The sequence below is a fragment of the Janthinobacterium sp. 1_2014MBL_MicDiv genome (assembly GCF_001865675.1).
GTDB lineage: Bacteria > Pseudomonadota > Gammaproteobacteria > Burkholderiales > Burkholderiaceae_D > Janthinobacterium.
Genome location: NZ_CP011319.1, coordinates 5,348,737 through 5,361,501 on the forward strand (window position 1 = coordinate 5,348,737; position 12,765 = coordinate 5,361,501).

Annotated in this window: 10 protein-coding genes; 4 read left to right on the top strand and 6 right to left on the bottom strand. The window is 62.0% G+C overall.

What is annotated here, in order from left to right; all coding sequences use genetic code 11:
* The first annotated feature begins 26 nt into the window (after positions 1 to 26).
* Together YQ44_RS23110 and YQ44_RS23115 are read left to right on the top strand one after the other, a co-directional pair.
* Positions 27 to 2,834: a valine--tRNA ligase gene (locus YQ44_RS23110; protein ID WP_071325390.1), complete on the top strand. Its 2,808-nt coding sequence runs from the start codon at positions 27 to 29 to the stop codon at positions 2,832 to 2,834.
* Between the two features lie 115 nt (positions 2,835 to 2,949).
* On the top strand, positions 2,950 to 3,405 hold the full coding sequence (locus YQ44_RS23115; RefSeq protein ID WP_071325391.1) for a DUF2147 domain-containing protein: 456 nt from the start codon (positions 2,950 to 2,952) through the stop codon (positions 3,403 to 3,405).
* Between the two features lie 70 nt (positions 3,406 to 3,475).
* On the opposite strand, the gene YQ44_RS23120 is transcribed toward YQ44_RS23115, so the two are convergent.
* Entirely contained in the window at positions 3,476 to 5,110 is a 1,635-nt protein-coding gene (locus YQ44_RS23120) for a hypothetical protein (protein ID WP_156894960.1), read from the bottom strand.
* 408 nt (positions 5,111 to 5,518) lie between these two features.
* Here YQ44_RS23120 and YQ44_RS23125 point away from each other — a divergent pair, with 408 nt between their 5' ends.
* Together YQ44_RS23125 and YQ44_RS23130 are read left to right on the top strand one after the other, a co-directional pair.
* Positions 5,519 to 7,036, top strand: coding sequence for an ice-binding family protein (locus YQ44_RS23125; RefSeq protein ID WP_071325393.1), 1,518 nt, complete (start codon positions 5,519 to 5,521; stop codon positions 7,034 to 7,036).
* 13 nt (positions 7,037 to 7,049) lie between these two features.
* Positions 7,050 to 8,189, top strand: coding sequence for an OmpA family protein (locus YQ44_RS23130; protein ID WP_071326708.1), 1,140 nt, complete (start codon positions 7,050 to 7,052; stop codon positions 8,187 to 8,189).
* Positions 8,190 to 8,244: 55 nt separating this feature from the next.
* Here the strand turns inward: YQ44_RS23130 and YQ44_RS23135 are convergent, their stop codons facing one another.
* The 5 genes from YQ44_RS23135 to purH all read right to left on the bottom strand — a co-directional run bounded on the left by YQ44_RS23135 (position 8,245) and on the right by purH (position 12,743).
* A complete protein-coding gene (locus YQ44_RS23135; RefSeq protein WP_071326709.1) occupies positions 8,245 to 8,712 on the bottom strand; it encodes a YaiI/YqxD family protein in 468 nt (155 codons plus the stop codon).
* A gap of 32 nt (positions 8,713 to 8,744) precedes the next feature.
* Positions 8,745 to 9,800, bottom strand: coding sequence for a Holliday junction branch migration DNA helicase RuvB (ruvB, locus tag YQ44_RS23140; RefSeq protein ID WP_071325394.1), 1,056 nt, complete (start codon positions 9,798 to 9,800; stop codon positions 8,745 to 8,747).
* Between the two features lie 6 nt (positions 9,801 to 9,806).
* The gene (gene ruvA / locus YQ44_RS23145) at positions 9,807 to 10,385 is read right to left on the bottom strand and encodes a Holliday junction branch migration protein RuvA (protein WP_070222695.1); all 579 of its coding nucleotides are present in this window, start codon (positions 10,383 to 10,385) and stop codon (positions 9,807 to 9,809) included.
* A 47-nt stretch (positions 10,386 to 10,432) separates the two neighbouring features.
* Positions 10,433 to 10,972: a crossover junction endodeoxyribonuclease RuvC gene (gene ruvC, locus YQ44_RS23150; protein ID WP_034784777.1), complete on the bottom strand. Its 540-nt coding sequence runs from the start codon at positions 10,970 to 10,972 to the stop codon at positions 10,433 to 10,435.
* A gap of 184 nt (positions 10,973 to 11,156) precedes the next feature.
* On the bottom strand, positions 11,157 to 12,743 hold the full coding sequence (gene purH, locus YQ44_RS23155; RefSeq protein WP_071325395.1) for a bifunctional phosphoribosylaminoimidazolecarboxamide formyltransferase/IMP cyclohydrolase: 1,587 nt from the start codon (positions 12,741 to 12,743) through the stop codon (positions 11,157 to 11,159).
* Positions 12,744 to 12,765 lie beyond the last annotated feature (22 nt).

Sequence of the window (12,765 nt, forward strand, 5' to 3'; positions counted from 1 at the left end):
TCCTTTTGCCAATCACACGCCAAATCATGGAATTAGCCAAGTCTTTCGAGCCCGCCGACATTGAACAATTCTGGCGCACCGAGTGGGAACAGCGCGGTTACTTTACCGCCACCCTCGATGCGGGAAAACCTTCCTTCAGCATCCAGTTGCCGCCGCCGAACGTCACCGGCACCCTGCACATGGGCCATGCGTTCAACCAGACCATCATGGATGGCCTGACGCGCTACCACCGCATGCTGGGCCACAACACGGCCTGGATTCCCGGCACCGACCACGCGGGCATCGCCACGCAAATCGTCGTGCAACGCCAGCTGGATGCGCAAAAGATTTCGCGCCATGACCTGGGCCGCGAGAAATTCGTGGAAAAAGTGTGGGAATGGAAAGAAAAATCCGGTTCCATCATCACCGGCCAGATGCGCCGCCTGGGCGCCTCGGCCGACTGGCAGCGCGAATACTTCACGATGGACGAGCCGCGCTCGAAAGTCGTCACCGACGTCTTCGTGCGCCTGTTCGAGCAAGGCCTGATCTACCGCGGCAAGCGCCTCGTCAACTGGGATCCCGTGCTGGGCACGGCGGTTTCCGACCTGGAAGTGGTATCCGAGGAAGAAGACGGCTCCATGTGGTACATCAAGTACCCGCTGGCCGACGGCAGCGGCTTCCTGACGGTGGCGACGACCCGTCCTGAAACCATGCTGGGCGACGTGGCCGTGGCCGTCGATCCGACGGACGAGCGCTACCTGCCGCTGGTGGGCAAGATGCTGAAACTGCCGCTGACCGACCGCGAAATCCCCATCATCGCCGACGAATACGTCGACAAGGAATTCGGCACGGGCTGCGTCAAGATTACCCCCGCGCATGACATGAACGATTACGCCGTCGGCCAGCGCCACAAACTGGCGCAGATCGTCATCCTGACCCTGGACGCAAAGATCACCGACGATGCGCCGGAAGCGTACCGCGGCATGGACCGTTTCGCCGCGCGCAAGCAGATCGTCGCCGACCTCGATGCGCAAGGCTTGCTCGAGCAAGTCAAGCCGCACAAGCTGATGGTGCCGCGCGGCGACCGCACGGGCGTCGTCATCGAGCCGATGCTGACGGACCAGTGGTTCGTCGCCATGAGCAAGCCGGCCCCGGAAGGCACTTTCTTCCCCGGCAAGTCGATCGCCGAGACGGCGCTGGACAAGGTCGCCAGCGGCGAAATCAAGTTCGTGCCGGAAAACTGGAGCACCACCTACAACCAGTGGCTCAACAACATCCAGGACTGGTGCATCTCGCGCCAGCTGTGGTGGGGCCATCAAATCCCCGCCTGGTACGACGACAAGGGCAATATCTTTGTTGCCAAGACGGAAGCTGAGGCGCAAGCCAAGGCCCTGGCCGCCGGCAGCACGGGCCCGCTGAAGCGCGACGACGACGTGCTCGACACGTGGTTCTCGTCGGCGCTGGTGCCGTTCTCGACCATGGGTTGGCCTGAAGAAACACCGGACATGAAGGCGTTCCTGCCGTCGTCCGTGCTGGTCACCGGTTTCGACATCATTTTCTTCTGGGTCGCGCGCATGGTCATGATGACGGCGCACTTCACGGGCAAGGTGCCGTTTGAAACCGTCTACGTGCACGGCCTCGTGCGCGATTCGACGGGCCAGAAGATGTCCAAGTCGAAGGGCAACACCCTGGACCCGATCGACCTGATCGACGGCATCGACCTGGAAGGCTTGATCGTCAAGCGCACCACGGGCCTGATGAACCCGCGCGACGCGGAAAAGATCACCAAGGCGACGCGCAAGGAATTCCCGGAGGGCATTTCCGCCTACGGCACGGACGCCGTGCGCTTCACCATGGCCAGCTATGCTTCGCTGGGCCGCAACATCAATTTCGACCTGGGCCGCTGCGAAGGCTACCGCAACTTCTGCAACAAGATGTGGAATGCCACCCGTTTCGTCATGATGAATACGGAGAACAAGGATTGCACGCCGAATGAGGCCGACCTGTCGCAGGCGGACAAGTGGATTATTTCCCTGCTGCAAAAGGCGGAACTGGACGTGGCCAAGGGCTTCGAAGATTTCCGTTTCGACAATATCGCCGCCACCATCTATAAATTCGTCTGGGACGAGTATTGCGACTGGTACCTGGAAGTCGCAAAAGTCCAGGTGCAGCAGGGCACGGAAGGCCAGCAGCGCGCCACCCGCCACACCCTGCTGCGCGTGCTGGAAGTGGTGCTGCGCCTGGCCCATCCGATCATCCCCTTCGTCACGGAAGCCCTGTGGCAGACAGTGGCGCCACTGGCCGGCAAGACGCTCAAGCCAGAGGGTGATTCAATCATGATGCAGCCGTATCCGATCGCCAACACCGACAAGATCGACGAATCGGCGGAAGCGTGGATGCAGCAGCTGAAAGCATTGACGGACGCCACGCGCAACCTGCGCGGCGAAATGCAGATCTCGCCTTCCGTGCGCGTGCCGCTGATCGTCGAAGCGGGCAATGCCAGCGAGAAAGAAGCGCTGGCGTCGTACGCGCCGTACATCCAGTCGCTGGGCAAGCTGGCCGAGGTGCAGATCGTCGATGCGTTGCCGGACTCGCCAGCGGCCGTCGCCATCGTCGGCACCACCAAGCTGATGCTGAAAGTGGAAATCGACGTGGCTGCCGAACGCGAGCGTCTGGGCAAGGAAATCGCCCGCATCGAAGCGGAAATTGCCAAGGTCAACAGCAAATTGGGCAATGAAAGCTTCGTCGCCCGCGCGCCGGCCGCCATTGTTGCGCAAGAAAACGAGCGTTTGCTCAGTTTTTCGGCCACAATTGAAAAATTGCGCGAACAGTTTGCTAAACTAGCTAGCGCATAAGGCAAGTTTGGCAGGATTGCGCGGCGTCATCCGTGACGCCGCGCAGCACTGATAGTCTTGCCTTGGTATAAAAACTGTTCGTGACCCGATCAAAAAAAACCATTGGAGACTAGCGATGCATAAAATACTCACAGCAAGCGTACTGGTGGCCGCCCTGGCCATCGCCGGCAGCGCAACCGCGCGCGACGGCAACTACACTCCCGTCGGTACGTGGAAAACCATCGACGACGCCAGCGGCAAGCCGAAATCCCTCATCGTCATCACGGAAAGCAACGGCGTCTTGCAAGGCAAGATCGAGAAGCTGTTCCGCGGCCCTGACGAAGATCAAAACCCCAAGTGCGACAAGTGCACGGGCGCCAAGAAAGACCAGCCCATCATCGGCATGGTGATCCTGTCCGGCCTGAAATATGACGGCAAGGAATGGACGGGCGGCGAAATCATGGATCCGGCCAATGGCAAGACCTACAAGAGCAAGGCCGAGCTGACGGAAGGCGGCACCAAGCTGCAAGTGCGCGGCTATGTCGGCGTGCCGATGTTTGGCCGCTCGCAAACGTGGGTGCGCGAAGAATAAGCAGCACACGCCCTGCCCTGATGAAGCCGGCCCTGCGCCGGCTTTTTTATGTCAAGCGCCCGAACACACGTCAGAATCGCAGCACGAAAGCATGCCAGCGCGGCTGTATCAGCGCTGTCGTGACGGGCTTGCCATATGGCGTCCGCGTGGAGGGATATGCCAGATAAGCAACAACAGCCTGGCCAGTGGCATTAATGGCGACACGCGGGTTCAATACCTCCGCCTTATGTGCCACCTTGGTCCAGCCCGCCCAGCCTGTTCCCATGGCAAATTTATTGACCATGATCGATATGGAATAATCATCATTCTTCACCAGTTTCGCGGCGACAGCTTGTCCAGCAGCATTCATCGCCACGGCAATATTCTGGTCAATCAAATACTCAAACGACGACGCCGGGCTATTGGACATCAAGATTTGCGGGGTGGACCAGTTTTCGCCATACGATGACCGGGACCACATGGTACGCACGGGCGTTACCGGAGTGCCTGGCTCCATCCTGGTCTGCTCCACCCACACTGCCAGTGCGTTTCCTTGGGCATCGTTAAATATCTTGGGTGGAAAGAGAATGGATGCGTTCTTTTCACTCACGCGCGTGATTTTGGCATTCAAGCCGAATCGCCGGTTCACCCGTATCAAGTCCAGATTTTCCGTCGTACAGTCGGCGCTGTCTTGACTGACGACAGACAGCACGCCTTCGGCATAATCGGTGGTCGTGGCCACGATCGGCCGGCTATCGCAAAAACCGCCATAACTGGCAATCGTCCAGGGCGCAAAGGCGATGTTATTCACATCCGCCCAGCGTACGTTCAAGTCCGTCATCCCTTTTTCAGTGCGCGAAAAACTGCTGGTGTAATACAAGCCATAGCCATCTGCATGGGGGGCAAAGAATGTATATGAGCCAGCGAACTGGGGCGTGTCCGGTCCGGGATATGAGCGGTTCACTGGCAACAGGCGTTGCTGGTGCCCGTCAAGCGTCGTCCTGACCACTTCGTAATCACTGGCCAAGCCGCTATAGGTGAACGAGCTGTCTGCCAGCAAACTGATATCCGTACCGGAACCTACGTGGGAATAATTGCCGATATCGCCGGCGCTGGGTTCATACACGACCGGATCCCAGCCCTTTCCTTCGATATACCGCGCGACATTCACGATAAAAGCCTTCGGATTGATGGCGTACAGAGGATTTTGATCCGTCCAGCTCAGGATCGCATTGCCGGCAGCATTCATCTGCAATTCGATGCTGCCCGTGCGTCCCGTCAATCCGGCCGCGGCAACAGGCTGGAAACTCCCCCACTGGCCCTGCGGCGAAGATTGCGCCCAGTACGTCAGGTTGTTCTGTACGTCGTATGAATTAGAGTACTGCAACGCCAGCAATGCCTTGCCCTCATCCGAGAGCGTCACTGCCATATTCGCATACGAGATGGGCAAACCTGTCTTATTCAACGGTACCAGGGTGGCGGAACCCAGATCCAGCGTCCCGGGCAAGTGTCCGGCAAGGCCCAGCCCATCCGCAGGTTCGGCGGGAGGGAGCACGACGGGCGGGACGACGGGCGGCGGGACGACGACCGGGGGATTGACCTGGGTCGGCGGTGGCACCGGCGTAGCGGGACCTCCGCCGCCACCGCCACCACCGCCGCATGCGGCCAGAGAGACTGGCAGCAACGCTGCACATAAATATAACCCTACCTTGCTTCTCGCCGTCATAGTTGGTCCATTGCAGCCTTGCCAGCTTACTGGCCAGCCTGTTATTCAATTATCAAGAGAAATATAATATATCAAAAAGCAATATTTCACCTATACAAAGAACATGTATTGTTAATAAAAATAAAAAACTGTTCAATGACTCAAATACAGCTGGGGACCGAAGCATTTGTGCATCTCGATGAGCATGCGCGGAAGCAAAGCGTTGTTTTCAAACACAAGTAACCATTTCCAGAAGATATTTCAAATTGCCAGCAAGCTAAGCGCGCCACCGAACATACCTGAAGTTTCCTAAATGAAATAGTGCATGCCTGTGACGCCATCGCCCTGTAGCGAAGGGCGGCATGGCTCCGCAGGATGACCTCATCCGTGGATGCCTGGCAATGACTTGCCCAAGCACAAAGGAAACACATGAACCTCTTCCAACGATATCTGAACCCGCTGCTCATTTCGGCAGGTTTGCTGGCCATGGCCGCCCTGGCCGGTTGCGGCGGCGGCGACCAGGGACGCGACCCCATCCTCGGCTTGCCGGCCACCACCCTTGCCAGCCTGACCGTCACGCCGGCGACGGCGACGGTGGCCATCGGCGCCGCCCAGCAATTCACGGCCATCGCCATGTACGGCGACGGTTCTTCGCAAGACGTCAGCGCCAAGGCGGCCTGGACGTCCGCCACGCCCACCAGCGCCACCGTCAATGCAGCCACAGGCTTGGGCACCGGCATTGCTGCCGGCAGCAGCAGCATCGGCGCCGCGTTCGGCGGCAAGAGCGCCAGCGCCGTACTGACCGTCACGCCGGCCGCGGTCGTGTCGATCGCCGTCGCGCCGCAAAACCCCATCGTTGCCGTTGCCGCCACGCGCCAGCTGGCCGTCCTTGCCACGTATTCGGATGGCAGCACCGTTGACGTGACCGCCAGCAGCAGCTTCGTTGCCGCCACGCCCGCTGTCGCCAGCGTCGCCAGCGGCGGCCTCGTCACGGGCCTGGCCTTCGGTACCAGCGTCATGAACGCGAGCTTCAACGGCAAGACGGCCAGCACCAGCGTCACCGTGCCTGCCCACGCCCTGGTCAGCATCGCCGTCACGCCGGCCACCGCCAGCATCGCTGTCGGTGCTCAGCAGCAATTCGTTGCCACGGCAACGTATGCGGACGGTTCGAACGCCGTCGTCACCGCCGGCGCCACCTGGACGTCGGGCACCGTTGCCAACGCAACCGTACTGAACACGGGCGTCGCCACCGGCATCGCCGTCGGCACCAGCAGCATCACCGCCACGGCCGGCAGCCAGTCGGGCAGCGCGCTGTTGACCGTGACGGCCGTCGCCATCCCGCCCGTCCTCAACCCGATCAAGCTGGGCCGCGCGGCGCCGTTCGGCGTGCTGGCCGGCACCTCGATCACCAACAATTCGGGCGGCACCACCCTGATCACGGGCGACGTCGGCGCGCCGTCGCAAACGGTCGATCCAACCCAGGCGGCAGGTTTCAGCAACTACAAGTCGGGCGCCATCCTGGCCGGCGCCATGACGGACCTGCAGGCGGCGATCACGGACGGCAACAGCCGCAGCTGCGATGTCAGCTTTGCCGGCGGCATCGACCTGGGCGGCCAGACGTTCGGCCCCGGCGTGTATTGCTATGCGGGCGCCATCAGCATCACGGGCACCTTGACCCTGAACGGTCCCGGCGTGTACATCTTCCGCACGGCGCTGACCCTGAACTCGACCGTCAACTCGGTGGTCGCCCTGAACAATGGCGCCACGGCCGACAACGTCAGCTGGCTGCCCGTCGGCCCCACCACCCTGGCCGCCAACAGCGTCTTCAAGGGCAACATCCTGGGCCAGTCGGCCGCCATCACGGTGGGCGACAATACGACACTGCTCAACGGCCGCGTGCTGACGGCAGCCGCCGTTACCCTGCGCAACAACCAGATCACCAAATAAACAGGACATGACCATGACGATCGCACACACACTGGGCGCCCTGAGCGTGATGGCCGGCTCCCTGCTGGCAGCCCACTCGGCGCAAGCGCAGGACAGCACCTTCATCAACCCGGACTGGGCCAACAGCGCCTGGTACCTCGGCGCTGGCGTGGGCCAGTCGCGCGCCACCATCGACGAGCCGCGCCTGCGCGCCAGCCTGGCCGCCAACGGCGAAAGCGTCACCGCTTTCAACAAGGACGAGCGCGACACCGGCTATAAACTGTTTGTCGGGCGGCAATTGAACCCCTACCTGGCCGTGGAAGCCGGCTACTTTGACCTGGGAAAATTCAATTTCCAGTCCGCCAGCAGCGGCAATGGCGTGCTCAATGGAGAAGCGGCCTTTCGCGGCGTGAACCTGGACTTGCTGGGCCAGTTGCCGCTGTCGCAGCGCCTGTCGCTGCTGGGCCGTGTCGGCATGCACTACACCAGGACGAGTACGGAATTCAGCGGCAACCGCCTGCTGGGTTCGACGAACACGCATGCCAGCGAGCGCAAGCTCAATGCCAAGCTGGGCCTGGGCCTCGAATACAAGTTCAGCGAAGCGCTGGCCTTGCGCGGCGAAGTCGAGCGTTATCGCCTGAACGATGCCGTCGGCAACCGCGGCGACGCTGACCTGTACTCCGTCAGCCTCGTGTACAAACTGGGCCGCCCGGCCAGCGCCACGCCCGCCTACCAGCCGGCGCCGGCAGTGGCGCCCGTCGTCACGATGGCGCCGCCGCTGATCGAGACCAAGCCCGCACCGGCCCCCGTGGCGGAAAAAGTGTCGTTTGCTTCCGAGGCGCTGTTTGATTTCGATCAATCCACGCTCAAGCCGCAAGGCAAGACGGCGCTGGACCAGTTGCTCGGCCAGTTGACGGGCATGGACCTGGAAGTCATCGTCACGGTCGGCCATACGGATGCCGTCGGTGCCGACGCCTACAACCAGACACTGTCGCAGCGCCGCGCCGAAGCCGTCAAGGCTTACCTCGTGGCGCACGGTATCGAGACGAACCGCGTCTACACGGAAGGCAAGGGAGAGACGCAGCCCGTGGCCGACAACACGAGCGCCGCCGGACGCGCCAAGAACCGCCGCGTGACGGTGGAAGTGGTGGGCACGCGAAAAGTGCCGCGTTAAGCTAGCCGCACACATAAAAAACCGGCCTGGCAGCCGGTTTTTTTTCGTCCCCAGATTATTGCGCCGGGGCCGGCTTGCGGTGGTGCTTGCTCAAATGCCGGTCGAGGCTGTTGGCGAATTGCTGCCGGTCCGACTGGCTGAAGGCGGCCGGGCCGCCCGTGTCGACACCGCCGCTGCGCAATTCCTCCATGAAGGCGCGCATCGTCAGTTGCTGGGCGATATTATCTTTCGTATAAAACTCGCCGCGCGGGTTCAGCGCGTAACCGCCCTTGGTGAGCACGTCGGCGGCCAGCGGGATGTCGCCCGTGACGACCAGGTCGCCCGCATTGAGCAGGCGCACGATTTCCTGGTCGGCCACGTCGGCGCCGGATGGCACTTGCACGGTGCGGATGAAACGCGACGGCGGCACGCGCAAGCCCTGGTTCGCCACCAAGGTCACGGGCAATTCCAGGCGGTCGGCCACGCGGTACAGGATTTCCTTGATGACCACGGGACAGGCATCGGCGTCGATCCAGATCTGCATGCCCGTGCTGAAAGATACGCCCTCTTCCGCCATCACAGTTCCCACGCTTCGCCGCTCGGACCCATGCGCGGCGCGCTGACGCCGAAATGCAGGTAGGCGGCCGGCGTGGCGACCCTGCCGCGCGGCGTGCGCTGCAAAAAGCCCTGCTGGATCAGATACGGCTCCAGCACATCTTCGATGGTGTCGGCCGCTTCGCCGATGGCGGCCGCCAGGTTCCCTATGCCGACGGGACCGCCGCCGAACTTGAACAGCACGGCTTCAAGCAGCTTGCGGTCCATCACGTCGAAGCCGACGGAATCGACGTCGAGCATGGCCAGCGCGCGGTCGGCCACCACCTTGGTGATCTCGCCATTGCTTTTGACTTCCGCGAAATCGCGCACGCGGCGCAGCAGGCGGTTGGCGATGCGCGGCGTGCCGCGCGCGCGCTGGGCGATCTCGTGCGCGCCTTCCGGGTCGATCGGGGCTTTCAACAGCGCCGCGCTGCGCGTGACGATCTTCGTCAGCTCGCCCGTGTTGTAGAACTCCAGCCGCGCCACGATGCCGAAGCGGTCGCGCAGCGGATTGGTCAGCATGCCGGCGCGCGTGGTGGCGCCGACCAGGGTAAACGGTTGCAAATCGAGCTTCACGGAACGGGCGGCCGGCCCTTCGCCGATCATGATATCGATTTGATAATCTTCGAGCGCCGGATACAGAATTTCCTCAACGACCGGCGACAGGCGGTGGATTTCATCGATGAACAGGACGTCGTTCGCTTCCAGGTTCGTCAGGATCGCCGCCAGGTCGCCCGGGCGCTCGAGCACGGGGCCCGAGGTCTGGCGCAGGTTGACGCCCATTTCGCGCGCAATGATGTGCGCCAGGGTCGTCTTGCCCAGGCCCGGCGGGCCGAACAGCAAGGTGTGGTCGAGCGCTTCCTTGCGCTGGCGCGCGGCCGTGATGAAAATCTCGAGCTGGTCGCGGATCTTTTCCTGTCCCACATACTCATCGAGCTGCTTCGGGCGCAAGGCCCGTTCGATGGCCTCCTCGTTGTGCGAGATGGGCGCCGCGTCGATGATGCGCTGTTCCGTGAAGCTGTCGGTCTGGATGCTCATGCCTGATCAGCCTTTCGACAGCGCTTTCAGCGCCAGTTTGATGCCGTCGGAGACGCCGCTGCCGGCCGGCACGTTTTTCACGGCCGCAAGCGCTTCCTTGTCCGAATAGCCGAGCGCCACCAGGGCGTTGAGGATGTCCGATTGCGCGTCCGGCGCCGCGTGCGCGCCGCCGGCGCCGATATCGGCACCCAGCTTGCCCTTCAGTTCCAGCAACAGCCGTTCGGCCGTTTTCTTGCCGATGCCCGGTACTTTCACCAGGCGGCCGGAATCCTGCAAGGTAATGGCTTGGGCCAGGTCGGCAATCGTCATGCCCGAGAGAATCGACAGCGCCATGCGCGCGCCCACGCCCGTGATCTTGATCAACTGGCGGAATACGGCCCGCTCGGCCGCATTGCCGAAGCCAAACAGCAGATGCGCATCTTCGCGGATGGCCTGGTGCGTGAACAGCACGACTTTCTCGCCCACGTGGGGCAGGTTGTAAAACGTGCTCATCGGCACGTCGACTTCATAGCCGACGCCCTGGCAATCGACCAGCAATTGTGGTGGATTCTTTTCAAGCAAAATACCGGAGAGACGGCCTATCATCGCGTATTCCTAATGTTGTGTATATATATGAGGGCCAAGTTGGCAAGCTAGCCCACCAGGCGGCCGCGCTTCATGCGCAAGCCCTGCAACTGGGGCGCCAGCGCGCCTATCATGGCCAGCGCATCGATGCTGTTGGCATGGCAAATGGCCACGCCCAGCGCATCGGCCGCATCGGTGCCGGGCAAGCCAGGCAAGGACAGCAGGCGCGACACCATCTCCTGCACCTGCTCCTTGGCCGCCTTGCCATGGCCCGTGACGGCCTGCTTCACCTGCAGCGCCGTATACTCGGCCACCGAGAGGTCGGCATGCACGAGCGCGCAAATGGCCGCGCCGCGCGCCTGGCCCAGCAGCAGGGTCGATTGGGGGTTGACGTTGACAAACACTTTTTCGATGGCCGCGCAGTCGGGCTGGTAAGTGCCGACGATCTCGCTCACGCCCTGCAGGATGACCTTCAGGCGCGGCGGCAATTCCCCTTCGGACCCCGTCTTGACGGTACCCGAAGCGATATAGCGCAACTTGTTGCCGTGTTTTTCAATGACCCCAAAGCCGGTCGTGCGCAGGCCAGGATCGATGCCAAGAATAATCATCGCCAGATTCTATAATGAATACGGCAGGCACCGGTGAATAACCGGTGCCTGCCGCTGAGTACTTTATCGAGTAGGGGTAGGTCGGATTAGCGGGACGCGTCATCCGACATGCGTCGCCAACTGCCCTTGTCGGATGACGCGCAGCCTTCGGCCCCGCCAATCCGACCTACTTTCTCTATCTATATTAGTGACGGAAGTGACGCGTACCCGTGTAGAGCATGACGACGCCGCGCTCGTCGGCCGCATCAATCACTTCCTGGTCGCGCATGGAGCCGCCCGGATGGATGACGCAGGTCGCGCCCGCATCAACGACAACGTCGAGGCCGTCGCGGAACGGGAAGAAGGCGTCCGACGCCACCACGGAACCGGCCAGCGACAGGCCCGCGTTCTGCGCCTTGATCGAGGCGATGCGGGCCGAATCGATACGGCTCATCTGGCCAGCGCCCACGCCCAGGGTCATGTTGCCGCCGCAGAAGACGATGGCGTTCGACTTGACGAATTTCGCCACTTTCCAGGCGAACATCAGGTCGGACAATTGCTGCGGCGTTGGCTGCAGCTTGCTGACCACGCGCAGGTCGCCCATGGCGACGTTCTTCGCATCCGGCGATTGCACCAGCAGACCGCCGCCCACGCGCTTGAAGTCCATGGCGTTGACGCCATTGCCCAGCGGGATTTCCAGCATGCGCACGTTTTGCTTTCTCGACAGAATCTGTTTCGCTTCGGCCGAGAACGACGGCGCGATCAGCACTTCGACGAACAACTTGGCGATCTCGCCGGCGGTGGCGCCGTCCAGTTCGGTATTAAACGCGATGATGCCGCCGAATGCCGAGGTCGGGTCCGTCTGCAGGGCACGCGCGTACGCTTCGGCCGCATTCTTGCCCAGCGCGACGCCGCAGGGGTTCGCGTGCTTGACGATGACGCAGGCGGCGCTTTGCTCGAAACCGCCGAGGCTCTTCACGCATTCCCAGGCCGCATCGGCGTCGGCGATGTTGTTGTACGACAATTCCTTGCCTTGCAGCTGGCGGTAGTTGGCCAGCGCGCCGTCGGTGACGGCCAGGTCACGGTAAAAGGCGGCGCTCTGGTGCGGATTCTCGCCGTAACGCATGTCTTGCACTTTCTCAAATGCGACATTCAGGATTTGCGGATACGCGCCGCGCTCGGCGTGCACTTTCGTCGGGCCCAGGCTGGTCAGGTAGTTGGTGATGGCGCCATCGTATTGCGCCGTGTGCGCAAAGACTTTTTTCGCCAGCATGAATTTGGTGTCGTAGCTCACGTCGCCGGCCTTGCCGTCGGCCGCACGCATTTCCGCCAGCACCACGTCGTAGTCGGTGGGGTCGCAGATGACGACCACGTCCTTGTGGTTCTTGGCCGCCGAACGCAGCATGGTCGGGCCGCCGATATCGATGTTCTCGATGGCGTCTTCCAGGGTGCAATCGGCCTTGGCCACCGTGCCCTGGAACGGGTACAGGTTGACCACCACCATGTCGATGGTCGGCATGTCGTGCTCGACCAGTTTCGACATGTGCTCAGGGAAATCGCGGCGCGCCAGGATACCGCCATGCACTTTCGGGTGCAGGGTCTTCACACGGCCATCGAGCATCTCAGGGAAACCCGTGTAATCGGCGACTTCCGTCACGGGAACACCGTTGTCCGCCAGCAATTTGGCGGTGCCGCCGGTGGACAGGAGGTTGACGCCGAGCGCGGACAGGGCGCGGGCGAATTCGAGTACGCCGGTCTTGTCGGAAACGGAGAGGAGAGCTTGTTTGATCATGGCTGTGGCTAGGTGGTTAAGT